A 19,246-nucleotide genomic window follows, 5' to 3' on the forward strand; every position below is an offset into this window, starting at 1 on the left:
AGATGTGAATGCTGCTAAAAATATTCTTGCCGCAGGGCTTGCGGTTAATGTCTGTGGAGCGACTGTAAGACCCGAACAGAGTAAATCTGTTAAGGCTGGTGTTATGAAGCAGAAACCTAAGTCGTGAGTCTTAGGAATCCCCGTCGCTTCAGCGCGGGGCGGATGTCAAGAGATAAAATTGGCACGAATTGCTTCAATGCGTTGACGGTTTACACCTAGATCTGATTCACCAAGGCGAGAAGCCGAGCGCACTTCGATGATCCCCTTGTCAGGATTGGCAAAAAACTCCACATCATCGACATAGCCCATGATCGCGCTAGTAAATTCGGCATAGAGATATTTGCCTTCGGCGGTAATGATTTTGGTGCGGGGCATGGCAAGAATGATCTTTTGCAAATTAGCGATCGCCGCCGATGGATCGCCTGTAAAGGTGAGTGGTGCAATGCTATGTTCTGGGTCATTAGCTTGGCTAGAGACACAGTTGGGGCTGTTGGGGCATGGCTGCAATTTGCCATCAATTACCCCTAAATTAGAAGGTCTTGTACCTGAAAACGAAAAAATTGCCATAGGGGTTGCGATCGCCGAATTGAGATGATGGGATAGGAGGGGGGATGCCGCCACAGGGGCAATGGCACTTACAAAAATTAGCAATAAACCGCAGAGGCTGACGGATATTTGCAAAATAAGAGAGGTAGCGATCGCTGCAAGCTTAGGCATAAATTTTGGTAAGTTTTTTGAGTAGGATTTATTTATTGCGAATTGTAACAAATAAATCCTACGCAAAACTGCGATGACTATTCCCACTCAATTGTGCCAGGTGGCTTAGAAGTAATGTCTAGCACTACGCGATTAACGCCTTTGACCTCGTTAACAATGCGGTTGGAAATTGTCTCTAATAACTCGTAAGGAACCCTTGCCCAGTCTGCGGTCATGCCATCTTCGCTCGTCACCAATCGCAAAACCACAGGATGGGAATAAGTACGTTTGTCACCCATCACACCGACACTGCGGACAGTGGGTAGCAGTACTGCGAAGGCTTGCCAGAGTTTTTGATATTGTCCCGAACGGTTAATCTCTTGGCGCACGATCAAATCTGCATCCCGTAAAGTATTGAGTCGATCGCTTGTCACTTCACCAATGATTCTAATCGCTAGTCCAGGGCCTGGGAAGGGTTGCCGCTTGACGATTTCTTCGGGTAGCCCAAGGGAACTGCCCACCTTGCGAACTTCATCCTTAAATAGTTTGCGTAATGGCTCCACTAGAGTAAACCTCAGATTGTCTGGCAATCCGCCCACATTGTGATGGCTCTTGATTTTGACCGCCACCCGTTTGCCAGTGCTGGGATCGATATTGGTATCTGCCGACTCAATCACATCGGGGTAAAGTGTCCCTTGAGCTAAAAAGTCAAAAGGTCCAAGGCGTTGGGATTCTTCTTCAAAAACCTTGATAAATTCGTAACCAATTAACTTGCGCTTCTGCTCTGGCTCCGTTACGCCTGCGAGTTGAGCAAGGAAGCGATCGCGGGCATTGACATATTCCACATGGATATGAAACTGCTCTTCAAAAAGTTTGACCAGACGCTCTGGCTCTAGCTTTCGCATAAAGCCTTGATCGATGAACATACAGGTAAGCTGATCACCGATTGCCCGATGCAGCAAAAAGGCAAGGGTCGAAGAATCAACCCCACCCGATAGCGCCAGCAATACCCGCTTTTCACCCACCTGTTGCCGAATTTCACGAATGGCGGTTTCGATAAAAGCTTCCGTTGTCCAACTGGGATCACAGCCACAGATGTGATAGACAAAATTGCGGATCATCGCCATCCCCCCCGCCGAATGCACCACTTCGGGGTGAAACTGTACGCCGTAGAGTTTTTTGTCATGGTGGGCGATCGCTGCACAGGGCGTATTGGCGGTATGTGCCAAAATAGCGAAGCCTTCGGGCAGCTCCACCACCGAGTCGCCATGACTCATCCACATGGTGATTCCTGTATCCACATTGGTCAGCAAATCGGTGGGATCATCGATTTGTAATTCTGCCTTGCCATATTCGCCGCGATCGGCTCGCTCCACCTTGCCCCCTAGCTGCTTCGCCATCAACTGCATTCCATAGCAGACTCCAAGAATGGGAATACCGAGATCAAAAATAGCGGGATCGCACTGCGGAGCCTGTTCGTCATAGACGGAGCTTGGTCCGCCTGATAGGATGATCCCCTTAGGATTGAGTTTCTGTAAATCTGCGGCGGTGGTGTGATAGCTTAGGACTTCAGAATAAACCTGCGTTTCACGGACACGGCGGGCGATTAGCTCTGAGTACTGAGAGCCAAAGTCAAGGATAGCAAGCATGGAACGTTTCGTTGAGTTGTCTGTGGTAATATTATCGCTTGGAGTAGTGAGTTTAGCAGCAGTACTAATGTTTTCAAGAGTGATACTTTCAAGACTTAGTATGTTGTCGGATAAGGTGGGGGGGGAAGAAACCACAGTAGATACCTCTATCTTAATGAGATAGCATTTATTGAGATCGCAGGGCTTGCTAGAAGCTGACTACTGCCAAAAAGTAGCTATTCCTACAATCCTAGCAAAAGCGTACTGATTTATGTATAAAATTTATGACCGATAATTCTGCCACCGTTGATGGCAACAGTCTCACGGTTAAGCCAAAAAAATCTGGGCTTGCTCCTTTGGTGCTTACCTTAGTGGAGCTATTGCGGCAGTTGATGGAGGCGCAAATTATTCGGCGGATGGATGCGGAGAAGTTAACGGAAGTAGAAATTGAGAGGGCTGCTGATGGTTTGCAAGCCTTGGAGTTACAAATTCTCAATCTTTGCGAAGTGCTAGATATTGATCCAGAGGATCTGAATATCGATCTTGGTGAGTTTGGCAAACTATTACCCAAGCGTGGGGCATATTACCCAAATCAGTCTTCTAGTCAGGCTTCAATTTTGGAGTTACTTGATCGCCTCATTAGTACGGGTATTGTTTTAGAAGGTGATGTGCAGATCGGTTTAGCGGATATTAATTTAATCGATCTTAAATTGAAATTACTGCTGACATCGGGCGATCGCTCTGGCTCAATATAAAGGCTCAATATAAAGGCTCAACGTAAAGGCTCCCCTAAAAAACAGTCATAATCTCCTCATAATCTTCTCATAATTTTCAAGGACAACATAAAACTTAAGCACAACCCTATAGGCTTAGTGTCATAATGGGGCTTCATTAGACGACCCAAAACTCGAACGGACATGGCACCGAAAAACACTTCTACGGCAGCAAGCCAAACTGACAAGGCGGCGCTTAATGCTCAGGCGAAATCCGCAACTGCCAAACCTAGCATTAGTCCCGAAAAAAAGAAGGCACTCGATGCCATCATGCAGAAAATCGAGAAGGATCATGGTAAAGGCTCGATCATGCGTCTCGGTGATGCCACTAGTATGCGGGTTGAGACAATCCCTAGTGGCGCACTGCCCCTAGATCTCGCCCTTGGTGGCGGATTGCCTAAGGGTAGAGTAATTGAGGTATATGGACCAGAAAGCTCTGGTAAAACGACCTTGGTACTCCATGCGATCGCTGAGGTGCAAAAACGCGGAGGTGTGGCTGCCTTCGTTGATGCCGAACACGCCCTCGATCCCACCTATGCCGCCAGTGTGGGAGTCGATATTGACAACCTGTTAATTTCGCAGCCCGACTCTGGCGAAATGGCTTTAGAAATTGTCGATAATTTAGTGCGATCGATGGCAGTAGATATTATTGCGATCGACTCGGTGGCAGCGCTAGTACCCCGTGCCGAAATTGAGGGGGAAATGGGTGCGTCCCATGTGGGCTTGCAGGCTAGATTAATGAGCCAAGCCCTACGCAAAATCACGGCAAATGTGGGTAAAGCCAACTGCATCGTAATTTTCTTGAACCAGTTGCGCCAAAAAATCGGTGTTTCCTACGGTAGCCCTGAAACCACTACTGGCGGTACTGCCCTTAAGTTTTATGCCTCCGTGCGTTTGGATATTCGCCGCATTCAAACCCTCAAAAAGGGGACTGAAGAGTTTGGCATCCGCGCTAAGGTAAAGGTTGCCAAAAATAAGGTTGCCCCCCCGTTTCGGATTGCTGAGTTTGATATTATTTTTGGTAAAGGTATATCCACCCTTGGTTGCCTAGTTGATCTGGCGGAAGAGATGAATATCATTGTGCGGAAGGGTGCTTGGTATAGTTACCAAGGGGACAATATTGGTCAAGGGCGCGACAATACGATCAAATATATGGAAGAGAAGCCAGAATTTGCGATCGATGTGGAAAAGCAGGTCAGGGACAAACTATCTGCGGGTGTGCCTGTGTCTGCGACTAGGGTTGCCCCTGAAGAGATTGAGCCAGAGGATGACGATCTGCCCCCCGATGAGTTTTAGACAAACAACATCGGTAGTGAGACTCCGCCTTACCATTGATGTTGCTTAGATGTTGCTTAAATTATTCGCCCACAGGACAAGGTTTCGGCGAAATTCTAGTGTGGGAGCAAATCATGATTTGCTCCTAATTTTTTGTGTTTTTTGTGCCATGCTCAACCGAAAATTGCAATAGACAGCAGCGCCCAGCGCTGGGGTTTGAGCGCAAAGCGCCGCCAATAGAAGTACTTCAGTTCGGTAAACCACACTATAGGCAATGCAACCCTTTCGGTTAGATTAGCACTCAGTTACCTAGAGTGCTAACCCGCTCTAGACAAAGCACAAAACAAAGCAAAAAATGCTAGTCAATCGAGTGAATAACAATGGCAACAACAACATTAAACGTAACTACCGTAAAGCCTTTAGCTGATCGCGTATTTATTAAAGTAAGTGCAAAGGAAGAAAAGACCGCAGGCGGCATTTTCTTACCTGACACCGCCAAAGAAAAGCCCCAAGTTGGCGAAATTGCAGCCGTAGGACCTGGCAAGCTCGATGACAAAGGTGAGCGCCTAGCCCTCGAAGTCAAAGTTGGCGACAAAGTTCTTTACTCCAAATATGCTGGCACTGACCTCAAGCTCGGCTCTGACGAGTATGTGCTGCTAGCCGAAAAAGATATTTTAGCGATCGTTTCTTAATTTAGCCGTTAGCTTTTAGCCATTAGCTTTTAGCTTTTAGCTTTTAGCTTTTAGCTTTTAGCCATTAGCTTTTAGCCATTAGCTTTTAGCTTTTAGCCATTAGCTTTTAGCCGTTAGCTTTTAGCTTTTAGCCATTAGCTTTTAGCCGTTAGCTTTTAGCCGTTAGCTTTTAGCTTTTAGCCATTAGCTTTTAGCCGTTAGCTTTTAGCTTTTAGCCATTAGCTTTTAGCCGTTAGGGAAAAGCTTTTTGGCTGTATGAAGCCTAGGTGGTAACACCGCTTATCCAAAATACCTCAATGAAAAAGCTAATAGCTAAACACTAACAGCTAATAGCTAATAGCTTTTTCACCTATTCATTATTCATTACCCTTCACCAAATAAAAAACCATCATGGCAAAAAAAATCATTTATAACGAAGATGCTCGCCGCGCCCTTGAGCGTGGAATGGACATCTTGGCTGAAGCTGTAGCTGTTACCCTTGGACCTAAAGGACGTAACGTTGTTCTTGAAAAGAAGTTTGGTTCTCCACAAATCGTTAACGATGGTGTCACCATTGCTAAGGAAATTGAGCTAGAAGATAATGTGGAAAATACGGGTGTGGCTTTGATCCGTCAAGCTGCTTCTAAGACCAATGATGCCGCAGGGGATGGTACTACCACTGCAACCGTTTTGGCTCATGCGATGGTCAAAGAAGGACTTCGTAATGTGGCGGCTGGGGCTAACTCGATCGCTCTCAAGCGCGGTATTGACAAGGCTACGGCTTTCTTGGTTGAGCGCATTAAAGAACATGCTAAGCCCATTGAAGATTCTAAGGCAATCGCCCAAGTGGGTACGATCTCTGCCGGCAACGATGAAGAAGTGGGCGCGATGATTGCCCAAGCTATGGATAAAGTGGGCAAGGAAGGCGTTATTTCCTTGGAAGAAGGTAAATCCATGGTAACGGAATTGGAAATTACTGAAGGGATGCGCTTTGACAAGGGCTATATCTCTCCTTACTTCGTTACCGATGCCGAACGTATGGAAGCATCTTTTGAAGAGCCACTTCTGCTTATCACCGATAAGAAGATTGCCCTCGTACAAGAACTCGTGCCTGTACTGGAGCAAGTTGCCCGTTCTGGTCGCCCATTGATCATCATCGCTGAAGATATTGAGAAAGAAGCGCTAGCAACTCTCGTTGTTAACCGTTTACGTGGCGTTCTTAATGTTGCGGCAATTAAAGCCCCTGGTTTTGGCGATCGCCGTAAGGCAATGCTTGAAGATTTGGCAATCCTCACTGGCGCTCAGGTGATCACCGAAGATGCAGGTCTTCGCCTCGATGCGGTCAAGCTTGATCAACTCGGCAAAGCTCGCCGTATTGTCATCACCAAGGACAGTACAACCATCGTGGCGGATGGTAATGAAGCCGCAGTCAAGACTCGCGTAGAGCAGATCCGCCGTCAAATCGAAGAAACTGAATCTTCCTATGATAAGGAGAAGCTGCAAGAGCGTTTGGCGAAACTAGCTGGTGGTGTTGCTGTAATTAAGGTTGGTGCAGCGACGGAAACCGAAATGAAGGATCGCAAGCTCCGTCTTGAAGATGCAATCAATGCAACTAAGGCAGCCGTTGAAGAGGGCATCGTTCCTGGTGGTGGTACAACCCTCACCCACTTGGCTCCTGAACTTCACACATGGGCGACTGCTAACCTCACAGGTGAAGAGTTGACAGGTGCTGTAATTGTATCCAAAGCTTTGTCTGCTCCTGTGAAGCGCATTGCTCAAAATGCTGGTTTCAATGGTGCTGTAATTGCGGAAAATATCCGTGAGAAGGACTTCAACATCGGCTTCAATGCCACCACTGGTGAGTTTGAAGATATGTTTGTAGCTGGTATCGTTGACCCAGCTAAGGTGACTCGCTCAGCCCTGCAAAATGCTGCATCGATCGCTGGTATGATCTTGACCACAGAATGTATTGTGGTGGACAAGCCCGAAGATAAGGGTGCTGCTGGCGGTGGTGCTATGGGCGCTGGTGGTGACTTCGATTACTAAGCCTTCGCTTATTCAGCCTTAGCAGATTTAATCATCAAAAAAGGAGCGCGTGGCGCTCCTTTTTTGTAATGTAAATTAGCACTTTGTCTTTGAGGGCGTTGGCAATTACGGCTTATTGTAAAGAAATACTGTTGTAAGGGATGCATCATGTTCCTTGCTAGAGTATTGACTTTCTAAAGTATTTTGGGGTTTCAAGTCAGCGCAAATTGCTTTAACACGCTGTCAATCATCGATTATGGGCAATGGCTATAGATAGCTGTGATACGCATCACAATCAATTGGTGCATTTGGCGTTTGAAGAATCACAAATCCTTTGTAATATACTAACAACTTGTTAGAACTGACTAGTCTAATTTTTTTAGTATATCGGAGGTATTCATGACTGAACGTAAACCGAATTTATTGCCAATTGTTGTGGGCGGTGCGGCTGTGGCGATCGCTGGTGGGATCGGTGCTTATTTTTTCTTTAGCAAGACAGACATTACTCCAGGTAGTGCTGTTGGTACATTGTCTGTGGTTCCACAACAGTCGATTATGGCGATGTCCCTATCCACAGATGGCGCGGCGATCGCTCAGTTGGAACAATTTCTCAACCCAGAAACTAAAAAACTTTACGATCAAGCGACCGCCGAATTCAGAAAAGGTTTGTCTTCTGGAGACTTCGATTATGAAAAAGATGTTAAACCTTGGATTGGCAATAATGTAACGGTAGCCTTTTTACCCGCCGACAAGACTGCGAGTTTTGCCCCAAGCAATGGTTTGGCTAGTCGCAATCTGCCCCACTATGTCCCCATGAGCGACAATGGCGCGATCGCCCCATTTAAAACGGCACAGGCTCCAGCTTCTAAGGAATCAGCACCTAATCAACCCGAAGCCGATGCTGAAGTTCCCAACTTGATTATCGTAGTTGAGGTCAAGGATAAAGCTGGGGTTGATAAGTTTTTGACAGAAAAGGTCAAAGCTAAGTCTGGGAATAAAGAGAAAAAGTCTGATTATAAGGGTGTAACCATTACCGAGTATGGTGAAGGCGCAACCGCAAGCGCATCGGCAATGGTGGGAGACTATTTGGTAGTATCTCCTCGCCCAGAGCTGACTCAAAAGGCGATCGATACCTTTAAGGGTGAGGCTTCTCTGGCTAAATCTGCTAGTGCTGATGACTTGAAACTTAAGAACGCAGTGGCACAGATTTACATTCCTAACTTTGCTGACTCGATCATGCAATTGTCTCAGTTAGGCAATAGTCCCGAAACAATTCCACCAGAGACATTGGCACAGTTGAAGCAGATCAAGTCCATAAGCATGGGTGTGGGCATTGATGATGTGGGGATTCGGTTCAAGGTTGCGAGTAAATTTGATCCAGCCGCCATTTCTGCCCTCAAAAATTCGCCTAACAAAGTAATTAGCTTGATCCCATCGGAGGCATTCGCCTTTGCTACTGGCACTAATCTCAAAGGCTCATGGGAGCAGTTTGTCAAGTCCGCCAATTCCACCCCCGAACTCAAGCAAGGTATTGACCAAGCGCGAACTCAGTTGAAGTCTTCTCCTTTGGCACTTGATCTTGATAAAGATATCTTTGGCTGGATGGATGGTGAATTTGCGATCGCCTCAGTATCAGGCAAACCCGAAGGCATCCTCGCTCAAACGCAGGGCTTAGCGCCTCTGTTTATCTTCCAAACCACTAACCGAGCTGCGGGCGAATCTTTGATGAAGAAGTTGGATGACTTTATATCAAAGAATGGTGGACAGGTGGGCAAAAAGGATATGGGCGGAGTTGCTGTAACTGAATGGTCTGTGCCTGGTGCGCCTGGGGCAATTATTTCCCACGGTTGGAATCAGCAGGATATGTTGTTTATGACCGCTTCGCCGATTGTGTCGATGTTTGTACCTAAGCCTGCATCAGCGATCGATGCTGATGCCAACTTCAAGGCCATAGTTGGCACTTTGCCCAGTAGCAATGTTGGCTATTTCTACATCGATGGCGATCGCACTTGGAAAATTGCCCAAACCTTCTTGCCTCCTAATGAAAAAATTCCTGCGGAGGTCAAGGCAATGTTTGATTCTATTCGTGGATTTGGTGTCACTGCCGCATACCCCACCCCAGAATCAGCCGAAGTCGAAGCCGTGCTTGCCCTCAAAAAAGGCGGCAAGTAATGTCGCAAAATAGTATTGTTTAATTATAAAAGCCGCACATGATGCGGCTTTTGCTATTTTTTGAATGTCAGATCAGGTGCGTTACATTCCATTAACTACAAGAGCGGCGATCGAACTGACAAGTCTTCTAAGACAGCAAGTAATGAATCTTTAAGAGTCATAATTTTTAAACCTCCTGTAAAATACCTACTAAAATTGCCATCAAATCCTTGAGATCCTCTGGCACACGGTATAAATGCAAATCCTGCACCACTATTTTATCCTGTCGATCCAAACGCCCAAACTGCCAAACTTTACCAATCGACACGGCTCCGTGAATATATCTTTGCCCAGATTCAAGAACATGGGCGATCGCCACCAATTCCACCGCTAATTGCTTAAAACCACGCTCTAAATTTTCGTCCTTTGCCTCAATTACCAAAAATTGATGATTCACCTCACCATTAGCCTTGATATTAGACTCGATGAAATAGTCTAGTTCTCCTCTAAGTTGATTATTCACGTTCAAAGCATAAGAAACCTTGAGATTAGATTTAGTATAATCAATTAAATCCATTAACACAGGCGCAATTAGAAACTCCCGTCTTGCTGTTTCATTGTCAAAAGTAATATAAGGTAAACTCTTAGCTAGTCTTTTTTCTAGCATCTCAAGTTCAACTAGATCGCAAACACTTTTGGTCAAATCTAACAACTTCATCTCAAAGCCATAACCAAAATAGTTAAGAATTTCTTCGGGATAAAAGTTCAGATTGAAATAATCAGAAAAGCTCAATGAATCTGGCAAATTGATATTCCGAATCATCGCTAATTATCTCCTTGATTTGCTAGTAAAATTTGATCTGCACCAACTTGATAATGCTTAATCCTCATCACCGCCTCCCAATCTAGCTTAGCGGGATCTTGAATCGGATGTACTTCTGGCTGTGTGGCACAGTTAAACACCACATAGAGCCAATAGTCTTCGTTTAGACGTTTAGCAGTGCGATACTCATTATCAGTTAGTGCCACTTCCCCCACTTGCGATCGCCCCTTCACCTCAATAAACTTAACAGCGATCGCCGTCTTCGGATCTTCAGCATGATACTTACGCGAAATCAGGTCAAAGCCACGATTTTCTGACTCTACACTTTCCACTTGCCAACCCTGTGCTTCCTCATAGGCAATGACTACCTCAACAGCAATACGCTCAATCTCAGCATTACTCACCATCGGTGCAATATCAGGAGCATAGCGATCGGGATGAGGTAATACCCATGCTCTACCCTTCGGTACAATCGCGGCGATCGTGCAGTTGTTTTCCTGTTTGAGTTCTACCCGCCGCCGATCTAACCTTGTATTTAACTCATTCAGACGATCGTCCGATTGCTTCAAACGTCCATCTAGTCCTGTCTCTTCCGAACCCGATTCTTTTTTATCAAATAGCTCACCATACTGAATTTGCAATCGGTTAATAATCGCTAATAAACTAATCTGCATATGGTCAGAGATGATTTTGATTTCCTTCGCTCTTGCCTGTTGCACCTCTACCAAAAATCCATTTAGCTCAGTCTCGATTAAAAATTGTTCAAGACCTATGCGATCGGGCAAATTATCACCATCAGGAATTGTGGCTCGGACATCCTGTCCGAGATCCTCCATTTGAGAACTCATTTGCTGTTGTTTTTGGGGATTTGACAGACAAGATGTCTGTCCTACAGCAGGTATTAAATCAAGAAAGATCGTAGGCTGCTTGATTGATAAAGTGCCATCTAGTTCCGTCTGTACCACATACAAGCGCTCATGGAGCTTATTGCCCCTGCCATCTTGAAATACCGCCGCATAAACATCTAACCTCGCAGGTTGAGCGCGTTGCAAATCATAAAATACTGCTCCCCGTTGCACATCTTGCTCGGTTTGCTTTAGCACCTCCGTGCGGACACACTCAAACAATGGATGCCCTGGTGTTACCCACTCAATTGTGGAATCTTGAGCAAAAACTTTTTTATCAAAGGCAATTTGCTTATACTCGCGCCCAAGTTTGCCAAACCGCGATTCTTGATCGTCTCCTGTTACCCAAAGATGGCGCGGCACACGTCCCACTCGATAGGGATGGATAAATGTAGCGATCTCCTTACCATTTATATAGCGATTTTGATTTTGTTGCTTCTAGCAAAAGCTTATTGACAATAAAATCATTTTGGTTTAAAAATATAGAGGTAAGAGCATATGGTGCATAGCGTGTTAAGAAATTAATGTAACCCGATATACAACTATAAAGTCTGAAAGTATTGATTTCTTGTGCTGCACTATTTCTTGTGCTGCACTAATGAGTGGTTTCACTTTTTTTGTTAGATTTCTCGCGTTTATTCATTTGCCATGAAATCCTGAAGCCACTATTTCACATTATTTCACATTTATCAACAAGTAATTTAAAATTAATAAATGATTTTAATATGAGTCAGCCTAAACATCTCAAACAGATCGCTATTTACCTCTTTTCATATGATGGCATTACTAGCTGGTGTTGTGGAGTAGGAACTGTTATCAGGCATTTTATTCATTCTATGCCTGTTGTTGCTGAGTATCTGCAAGAGCAAGGTTTTGAGGTAGTTTTCTACACTGGAACGCCATTTTATAACCCTGAATGTCCTTGGTATCGCTCAGAAATGCTGCACGAAATGGAACAAATATGCAAATCTTTATCAGGAGAAGTTCTCTATCAATTAAATGGTACTCAGGGAGATGATCAATATGTTGATATTCAGCAATGGCAAGCAACATCAGTTGGAGCAGCAAACTTGGTGATCAACTACTTCCAAAAGCACGAATTCAATATTGTATTTACTAATGATCCGCCCTATTGTGGAGTTAGTTCTTTCCTATTTCGTCAATTATCTCACTTTAAAGGTAATAAACCAATTGTTATTTGGACTCCTCACAGCACAGGATTAATTCACGAGAAAAACACCAATGATGTTAGGTATGCTTGGGAAAAGCAAGCTGTAAATGATGCAAGTACATTCAAAGAATGTTTTGTTGCCTACATCAATGATTTCATGAAAAACCACCTAGTAAATGACTATCATGCTCCCGTTGAGAAGTTAATTCCTCTAATTAATGGCTTGCCTTTATTTGAGAAGTTAACCAGTTCTACGTCTCAAGAGGTGATTGAAAAATATGGATTACCATCTGATCAAGATATTGTTTTTGCTACAGGTAGGGCAGCAAAATACAAAGGTTTTCAGTATTTAGTTAGGGCTTTTAAAGAGTCTCAAAAAGATCACGAAGCGCAACTTGTACTTCTCGTCACCAGTTTTGCCACTTCTCAAACAGAAGGAAGTTATGAAGAGATTTTAGGATTGTTTGCGGATTTGCAAGTTCGTGGTCAAGTTATTCATCAATTTCTTCCGCAAGATGAGCTCAGGGCGATTATTCGCTTGCCAAATGTTAAAGCAGTGGTTATACCATCTCTCGCAGAGCCTTTTGGGATGATTCCTTTAGAAGTTAGACATTGGTGTGAAGATAATGATCCAGTGCTGGTTTGTTCAGAGGTTGATGGTTTACAGGAATTAATTGATCATGGAGAAGATGGTTTTTTGGTTAATGTTGAAAATACGTCCGAATTTGCTAAAACCCTGACTCGTGCGGTAAACCTTTCCTCTGAAGATAGGAGAAAGTTTTGGCTCAAGGGGAAGGAAAAACTTCAGCGTAAATACAACTTTCCTAAAAATATTGCAAACGCTATCTTAAACTATGTTTTAAACTGCTACAAGTTCTAGTGTAACCTCTAGTTATACTTTGCACGGGATTAGTTCACGGCTTTGCAATCTATATGAAGTTTATTACCTGAAAAGCTCAAGCTTTTGACGTGCCAAGTATGCAGATAATCAGCAACTTAAATACTATCCAAAATATGGTTTGAGTTTCGTTGCCTTATACGAAGCTGGAAAAGTTAAATCATCGCTCTCAGATTCTTGATACACCCATTTGCAGGGCATAAATTGATGAACTAAGATTCAATAAGTCTGGTTTTATTGACACAAATGACGTTTGAATATTAAGAGTGAGCAGGCTTAATTTAAAAATTGCACAAAACCTTCGTACTGAAAATAATGATAAGCCAAAATCAATACAATCCAGCCTCCTTAGCCGTTAAGTCAACCTTACTTTTGTCAAGTACACTCATAATATTTGCAGCAGCAAGCCTGACACCTGCCCTACCAGCAATGCAAGAGCAATTTCAAAACGTAGATAACGTAGGCTTATGGGTGAAATTAGTTATAGCCATCCCTTCTTTATTTATCCTTTTAGGATCGCCAATAATCGGAATTGCAGTTGATCACATAGGACGAAAAAAAATCTTGATGATCTCCATAATTCTATTTGGTTTTTTTGGAGTTTTAGGATTTTTTATCCCTTCCTTATTTGGAATTCTGGTGAGTCGAGCTTTGGTAGGTTTAACTACCGCTGGAATTACCATATCAGTCACTACATTAATCGGTGATTATTACTCAGGAGAAACAAGGGTAAAGGTTTTAGGATTACAGGTTGCATTCATCGGTATAGGAGCCGTGATTGCCCTAGTTATCGGTGGTATAGTTGCCGATTTAAACTGGCGAAACTCATTTCTGATTCACTTACTTGCTTTTTTGCTTTTGCCTGCAATTTTCGTCTTCATCAAAGAGCCAGAAAGAACATCAAAAATACAATTCTCTTCAGTTACAGAATTAGATAAGACAACACTGAGTCATCCTCGATCTGTCGATATAGAAGTACCGAAAAAATTGTTAGCATTTATCTACTTGACAGCCTTAATCGCTGAATTAACACTATACCTGATCCCCGTACATCTACCGTTTTATCTACAAGAGATGACAGGAACTAATGCCAAAGAGAGCAGTATAGCTATTGCGTCAATGGCATTATTTTTAATTATTGGTTCCTTATTATTTGCAAAGATAAAAGAACGGTTTAACTACGTAATTGTAGTTGTCTTGTCATTAGGCTTAGTAAGTATTGGTTATGAAATAGTTGGCTTTGTCAACAACTATGTATTGGCTCTAATTGGTCTAGCAATATGCGGGTTAGGTGGAGGCCTATTAGTGCCAAATTTAGATTCTTGGCTCACGTCTACGGTTCCATCTAGCTATCGCGGACGTGCAGTAGGAGGATTAACTGCATCAACATTTTTAGGGCAGTTTTTATCACCAATTCTTAGCCAACCATTAATTCAAAAATTAGATGTTGACCTTTATACCCAATATGGATTAGTGTACATTATCTCAGGATGTATTTTGACTATATTTGTTCTTATTACCTTGATTATTGAAGTTGTAAGACATCTCAATTCAGAAGTATAGTTGCTTAGTGGTGCAGAAAAGTTTGGAAAGGGTTGTCAGATATAGAATCTCAAAATGAGATAAGAGAGATAGAAGTGATAAGAGATGAGATACTCAAGTTCCTCAACAAAATCAGCATCCTCAAGCAATTCGCGATCGCCGATTGTTTAGTACCAACGCGATTATTGGGGTTTGATGAGAGGCGATCGCGGTTAGATACTGATGATTTAGGCAATATCGCTATTTATCAATACCAGTGAACAATCGACTAAACCCTATCCCTTAATTCCAACGAAGTTTTAGCGGTAGTTCTAAAAAGGAAAGGATTTATACGGTAAGGATGGGCGGCGCTTCGCGCCGCCCATCCTTACCTATTTAGCACTACCACAAATGTAAAACTGGTAGTAGATTAGCATTTTAAGCTTGACTGGCGATCGCTCTTTAGGGCTACAGCAACATCCAAAATTTGCTACACTGAAAAAAATAGATAGCAACGGGTTTTTTAAACTCAATTTTTCGATAAATCAAATGTTAAACCAAATGTGAAGCAGGCTAGTCTTGCCTCACAAATCAAACCGCACAAATCAAACCGCAGTTTCAAGGATATTTGTCATGCAGCAAGAATCAATGCGATCGCCTTTGGGTTCGATAAATTGGGCATCATGTTCGGCAACGATTTTAAAAGCTTCTTCACCGCCCAACTGAAAGGCAATTTCCCCCCAAGGGGTTTTGCGTAATGGGGTTCCGTCATCTCCGCCCCGACCAGTTACAGAGTCAAATTCTGTGCCGACAAAAACTGCAACATGGGCAGTGGGTAAGGTTTTAATATCTGCTTGTTCAATGATTTTGCGAACCCCAGACCATGATTCGGCGGCTTGTCCATTTTGGGCTAGATGGTAGAGCAGGGCGAGGGCATGGGTTTTACCTCCTCCAAATTGAGTTGCTAGGTTATAGACAGCGTTGGCTTCGGTTTTGACACCAGAGAGGCGGCGCACGACTTGTCCTGCAAATTCGGCAAGCCAACGAGTGAGATAGGTACGGCTAAAGAATTTTTGTGGATCTTGGTAGTCAATGGGGGCGCGATTTTCCCGTACATGATCGAGATTAACGGCAAATTCGGAAGCATCGAGGGGGCGGTTGTGCCTGAGATCTTCGCGTGGGGTGAGTCCTTCAATTTTGTACCAAGGTTTTAGGGGCATGGTTTTATATTCTGTTACTTCTTTTTGTTATTTCTTTTTATTATTTGTTGCTGCAATTAATTTGCGCGATCGCCTTTATAAGTTATCTCCCTTAAAAATTGGCAGTAATTTTTTTGAGGATTTGGAGAACTACATAAAGTTGATTATTTGGTTGCGAGAACATGGAAAAATCGCTGGAAAAAGCATATTCATGTCCCTGTTGCTTGATAAAGATAAATCCATCCCCATTGGTGGCGATCGCATAGGTAGCGAGATCGCCATTAGGACTAGCCATCATATAGGTCAAGGCTTGCGGGACAGCTTCAAAAAAGTTAAGTTTTGGTCGCTTGGATTCAATTACCACGATCCAGAGTTGTTCATAAGTTTTATTTTGGCTTTCTTCTTGGATTACGAGGGTATCAATTCTGCCTTTATAAATAACATCTTGATCAAGGTCTTGATCTGTAACTGCAATTTCCACAGGCTGCTCGGTTCGCACCTTATAGGGTGGTTCCAGACAACCCGCGAGGTATAGCAATGGTGATATGACTAACAAATTAATCGCACTTTTAGTTGCACTGTCTTGAATGCCCTGAAAGCGATTATGTAAGTAACTTCTTTTAATGCGATCGCAATAGGCTATTTCCTCTGGGCTTAGTGGCGATAGGTCAAGATGCCATTCACTAAAAAATAATGGATCATCGTTTCGCTTCAGTTTAAATTGCCGTTCGATATCACTAATATCGAGATTAGCTTCGGTTATGGCGATGGTGGGCATAGGGTTGAGTCGGTTGATTTATTCAGAAGGGAAATTAATATTTTCGTAAAGAATCGAAAGTGGAAAGGTAAGGTCTAGGCTGGTGATACAAATTTCTGGGTCATTAATGGCAAAGTCAAGTTGCGCGATCGCGATGGATAGATATTCCCAAGCTAAGTCGCTACGGCGCTGATATATTTCAATTCTAGGATATTCTGGTGTGATTAGGATATAAGTTTGCAGAGTTTCGATCAGCATATAGTGTTGCTGTTTGATGCCGCGATCGCGAGCTTCGGTGGCGGGTGACAGCACTTCGACAATGATCGTGGGATATTGCCAAAAGTCACGGGCAAAGCGATCGCGATCGTCACAGGTGACAGTGAGATCGGGATAGTAATATTTACCTGATGGGGTGCTAACTTTGGCATCGCTGATGGCGACTTTGCAACCTTTGCCGCGCAGGTGAGGGATGAGCAGGGTAGCAAGATTGGCGGAAATTTGGCTATGGGGAATTGTGCCAACCGTCATGGCGATAATTTTGCCATTTTCGTACTCGTGTTTAGTATCTTGCTCGGCTTCCCATGCCAGATATTCGGCGGGAGAGAGCATAGGGGATTGAAGGTTAGCAATCATCATGACTTTCCATGTTTTATTCTTAAAATTCAAGAATTAGCGGTGCGGCGCTTTGCGCCGCACCGCTAATTCTTGGGTGGGAAGGGAGTATTAATGAACTTACGCCATGTTCTGACCATTTCGGGTTCACGGTCGGGGCGAATATATTGCGCCATTAGGTTTAGATCTAGATTTGGAAAAATTTGGCTTTGATTGATCTCTTGATAGCCAGAGCCATCTTGTTTAATGCGATAGAGGGAAAAGCGATCGCGTTGATAAAACCAAACTTCAGGAATCTGTAAGCCTTGATAGATTTCTAGTTTGTTGATACCGCCACTGGTAACGGTTACTTCGATCGCAAGGTCTGGAAATGATTTGCGATCGCCAATGCAAAAGCTTTCATCGGGTTCTAGTCCGCGATTGGTTGATTGGGATTTGCAGGTGGCAGAACCACAGCTAAATAGGTCAATATCCAGAGCATCGGCATAGATATATAAGAGCCTTGCGATCAGGGTTTTTAGCATTTCATGCTCTGGCGAAAGCGTCACGATTTCTAAAACTCCTTGCAGATAGGTTAGATGTAGGTTTTGATGTCCAGAGAACATCTCGATAAAGTTTTCATATTGCTGCCAAGTAATCCCATAAAGAGGTATACGCGGTTCGGCGATCGAAGGAGCAATTAATTTCTCTAAGTCAGGTTGGGGAATATCAAGGGGGATTTTCATAATGATCTACGCCTCTTTAGAAATGAAAGATAGGAGAATCCCGATAATTTTGTCGATGTTGTTGATGTAGTGGTCGGTGAGGTCGATCGCTACGTTTTGCTCAGAAATTTGCAGAAATTTCCAGATTTCACCTGATGTGACAATGCCGTAAATTGTGTCAATGTCGTTGTTTTCAAGTTCGTTAAATAATTGGGCGGCTACCATTTCGGCGATACATTGTCCTAGTCCAGATTTGATATCTTCGTTTTTGGCTTCAACGATCGCAATCACTGGGGCGCTAATCATCAGTTGTTGTTTGGATAAACTAATTAAATAATCACAATAGCCTGACAAGCCTTGTTCGGGACTGATGCTAAATTCTGTGCCAGAAAATAAGCTGATCGGGATAGGCGATCGCCGTCTGAGTTCGAGTAAGGTGGGGGCAATTAAAAATTCCGATCGGGCTTTTTCGGTGTTGATGGCGAGGGCTAGGGGAATATTTTCCGTAAGGATGCGTTTGAGGTCGTCACTGGGGGCGATCGCTTGGATATGGGCAAACAGATCGATTTTTTCTTCGATTTGTAAATGGAAGTCTTTTTCGACTTGTCTGAGGGTGAAGTTGCTATATGCCATTTTGATTTTCTCCTATGCAAAGTCGAAATATGTCCATGCCGAATCGACTTCTCCCGCCTTGCGTGGGGCAGAAATGCGCTTAATAGGTAGGTCAACTTCGAGCAGGCGTTTGGGGTAGGTCATTTTTGATGCGCTTATAGATTGGGGTTATCCCAAATAGTTTGAATTACATCTAAATTTCTTATTTTGTGATCTTTTGTGACCAATGGCAAGCCCAAATACAAAGCAGTTGCCGCAATAATGCGATCGCACATCTCAGGGACAGTTTCACGCGGTATTTTTTGCATTTCTAGCGCTATCTCATGGCTAACAGGTAAAATTTTCATGCCTGAGTTGGAATTGTTGAGTGCCGCTTGTACCCTCTCCAAAACGATAGGAGGGATTTTTTGCTTTTCAGTCAGGTAGCATATTTCAACAACCGACATAGATGAAATCAAGATAGGATAACCATCATTAATCACACTCCTGACAATTTCTAGCGCTGTAGCAGACAGCAAATCTGGACTTACCAAGTACCAAATTAAAACGTGGGTATCAATCAAAACCAATCTCATATCTCAATCTCTTTAGGAAAATTACCAAACATTTCTTTCCTTGCCTCTTTAATGTCTGCTTCAGTAATATTAATATTCAGGTCAGCACATAAACCCTCTAAGCTCTGACGAGGACATTTCACAATTTTCACCATTTGTAACAACCTTGCAAAATAAAGGATTTCTTGCTGACTTTCTAGAGGTAGTTCTTCAAGGATTCCCAACAAGGAATCTTTTACACTTGTAGCCACAATCATGTTTTTAACGCTCC

18 protein-coding genes and 3 pseudogenes are annotated in these 19,246 nt (G+C 43.5%); 9 read left to right on the forward strand and 12 right to left on the reverse strand.

The window, feature by feature from the left end:
* Nucleotides 1–127: pseudogene (locus H6F44_RS24070) on the forward strand (RNA-guided endonuclease TnpB family protein); the annotation flags it as partial.
* A 38-nt stretch (nucleotides 128–165) separates the two neighbouring features.
* Here H6F44_RS24070 and H6F44_RS15040 read toward each other — a convergent pair.
* Nucleotides 166–717 (reverse strand): DUF1499 domain-containing protein, encoded by a 552-nt coding sequence (locus tag H6F44_RS15040; protein ID WP_190351847.1) that lies wholly within the window; start codon nucleotides 715–717, stop codon nucleotides 166–168.
* Nucleotides 718–794: 77 nt separating this feature from the next.
* Nucleotides 795–2,345 carry a glutamine-hydrolyzing GMP synthase gene (gene guaA, locus H6F44_RS15045; protein ID WP_190351870.1) on the reverse strand — a complete coding sequence of 517 codons (1,551 nt, stop codon included), beginning with the start codon at nucleotides 2,343–2,345 and terminating at the stop codon, nucleotides 795–797.
* A 263-nt stretch (nucleotides 2,346–2,608) separates the two neighbouring features.
* Here guaA and H6F44_RS15050 point away from each other — a divergent pair, with 263 nt between their 5' ends.
* The 5 genes from H6F44_RS15050 to H6F44_RS15070 all read left to right on the forward strand — a co-directional run bounded on the left by H6F44_RS15050 (nucleotide 2,609) and on the right by H6F44_RS15070 (nucleotide 9,240).
* On the forward strand, nucleotides 2,609–3,079 hold the full coding sequence (locus H6F44_RS15050; RefSeq protein ID WP_190351848.1) for a gas vesicle protein K: 471 nt from the start codon (nucleotides 2,609–2,611) through the stop codon (nucleotides 3,077–3,079).
* A 162-nt stretch (nucleotides 3,080–3,241) separates the two neighbouring features.
* Nucleotides 3,242–4,393: a recombinase RecA gene (gene recA, locus H6F44_RS15055; RefSeq protein WP_190351849.1), complete on the forward strand. Its 1,152-nt coding sequence runs from the start codon at nucleotides 3,242–3,244 to the stop codon at nucleotides 4,391–4,393.
* A gap of 359 nt (nucleotides 4,394–4,752) precedes the next feature.
* Nucleotides 4,753–5,064 (forward strand): co-chaperone GroES, encoded by a 312-nt coding sequence (gene groES, locus H6F44_RS15060; RefSeq protein ID WP_190351850.1) that lies wholly within the window; start codon nucleotides 4,753–4,755, stop codon nucleotides 5,062–5,064.
* 390 nt (nucleotides 5,065–5,454) lie between these two features.
* Entirely contained in the window at nucleotides 5,455–7,089 is a 1,635-nt protein-coding gene (gene groL, locus H6F44_RS15065) for a chaperonin GroEL (RefSeq protein WP_190351851.1), read from the forward strand.
* A 378-nt stretch (nucleotides 7,090–7,467) separates the two neighbouring features.
* A complete protein-coding gene (locus H6F44_RS15070; protein ID WP_190351852.1) occupies nucleotides 7,468–9,240 on the forward strand; it encodes a DUF3352 domain-containing protein in 1,773 nt (590 codons plus the stop codon).
* Between the two features lie 166 nt (nucleotides 9,241–9,406).
* Here H6F44_RS15070 and H6F44_RS15075 read toward each other — a convergent pair whose 3' ends face one another.
* Together H6F44_RS15075 and H6F44_RS23800 are read right to left on the reverse strand one after the other, a co-directional pair.
* Nucleotides 9,407–10,042 (reverse strand): hypothetical protein, encoded by a 636-nt coding sequence (locus H6F44_RS15075; RefSeq protein ID WP_190351853.1) that lies wholly within the window; start codon nucleotides 10,040–10,042, stop codon nucleotides 9,407–9,409.
* A gap of 2 nt (nucleotides 10,043–10,044) precedes the next feature.
* Nucleotides 10,045–11,319 carry a DUF3883 domain-containing protein gene (locus H6F44_RS23800; protein WP_199302147.1) on the reverse strand — a complete coding sequence of 425 codons (1,275 nt, stop codon included), beginning with the start codon at nucleotides 11,317–11,319 and terminating at the stop codon, nucleotides 10,045–10,047.
* Between the two features lie 353 nt (nucleotides 11,320–11,672).
* Between H6F44_RS23800 and H6F44_RS15085 the strand changes: the two genes are divergently transcribed.
* The 3 genes from H6F44_RS15085 to H6F44_RS15095 all read left to right on the forward strand — a co-directional run bounded on the left by H6F44_RS15085 (nucleotide 11,673) and on the right by H6F44_RS15095 (nucleotide 14,818).
* Nucleotides 11,673–12,998, forward strand: coding sequence for a glycosyltransferase family 4 protein (locus H6F44_RS15085; protein WP_190351854.1), 1,326 nt, complete (start codon nucleotides 11,673–11,675; stop codon nucleotides 12,996–12,998).
* A gap of 333 nt (nucleotides 12,999–13,331) precedes the next feature.
* Nucleotides 13,332–14,579: an MFS transporter gene (locus H6F44_RS15090; protein WP_190351855.1), complete on the forward strand. Its 1,248-nt coding sequence runs from the start codon at nucleotides 13,332–13,334 to the stop codon at nucleotides 14,577–14,579.
* A gap of 74 nt (nucleotides 14,580–14,653) precedes the next feature.
* Nucleotides 14,654–14,818, forward strand: a complete 165-nt coding sequence (locus H6F44_RS15095; RefSeq protein WP_190351856.1) for a hypothetical protein — start codon at nucleotides 14,654–14,656, stop codon at nucleotides 14,816–14,818.
* 366 nt (nucleotides 14,819–15,184) lie between these two features.
* On the opposite strand, the pseudogene H6F44_RS15100 reads toward H6F44_RS15095, so the two are convergent.
* The 8 genes and pseudogenes from H6F44_RS15100 to H6F44_RS15130 all read right to left on the reverse strand — a co-directional run.
* Nucleotides 15,185–15,757 (reverse strand): annotated as a pseudogene (locus H6F44_RS15100) (ATP-binding protein); the annotation flags it as partial.
* 91 nt (nucleotides 15,758–15,848) lie between these two features.
* Nucleotides 15,849–16,514: a type I restriction endonuclease subunit R gene (locus tag H6F44_RS15105; RefSeq protein ID WP_190351857.1), complete on the reverse strand. Its 666-nt coding sequence runs from the start codon at nucleotides 16,512–16,514 to the stop codon at nucleotides 15,849–15,851.
* 18 nt (nucleotides 16,515–16,532) lie between these two features.
* Nucleotides 16,533–17,126 carry a Uma2 family endonuclease gene (locus H6F44_RS15110; protein ID WP_190351858.1) on the reverse strand — a complete coding sequence of 198 codons (594 nt, stop codon included), beginning with the start codon at nucleotides 17,124–17,126 and terminating at the stop codon, nucleotides 16,533–16,535.
* 65 nt (nucleotides 17,127–17,191) lie between these two features.
* On the reverse strand, nucleotides 17,192–17,830 hold the full coding sequence (locus H6F44_RS15115; protein ID WP_190351859.1) for a Uma2 family endonuclease: 639 nt from the start codon (nucleotides 17,828–17,830) through the stop codon (nucleotides 17,192–17,194).
* 6 nt (nucleotides 17,831–17,836) lie between these two features.
* Nucleotides 17,837–18,442, reverse strand: a complete 606-nt coding sequence (locus H6F44_RS15120; RefSeq protein ID WP_190351860.1) for a hypothetical protein — start codon at nucleotides 18,440–18,442, stop codon at nucleotides 17,837–17,839.
* Between the two features lie 14 nt (nucleotides 18,443–18,456).
* Nucleotides 18,457–18,565: pseudogene (locus tag H6F44_RS24075) on the reverse strand (DUF1156 domain-containing protein); the annotation flags it as partial.
* A gap of 11 nt (nucleotides 18,566–18,576) precedes the next feature.
* Nucleotides 18,577–18,996 carry a type II toxin-antitoxin system VapC family toxin gene (locus H6F44_RS15125; protein WP_190351861.1) on the reverse strand — a complete coding sequence of 140 codons (420 nt, stop codon included), beginning with the start codon at nucleotides 18,994–18,996 and terminating at the stop codon, nucleotides 18,577–18,579.
* The gene (locus H6F44_RS15130) at nucleotides 18,993–19,232 is read right to left on the reverse strand and encodes a hypothetical protein (protein WP_199302149.1); all 240 of its coding nucleotides are present in this window, start codon (nucleotides 19,230–19,232) and stop codon (nucleotides 18,993–18,995) included. Before H6F44_RS15130 ends, H6F44_RS15125 begins: the two co-directional genes overlap by 4 nt.
* Nucleotides 19,233–19,246 lie beyond the last annotated feature (14 nt).

Origin of the sequence: Pseudanabaena cinerea FACHB-1277 (assembly GCF_014696345.1) — a bacterium.
GTDB lineage: Bacteria > Cyanobacteriota > Cyanobacteriia > Pseudanabaenales > Pseudanabaenaceae > Pseudanabaena > Pseudanabaena cinerea.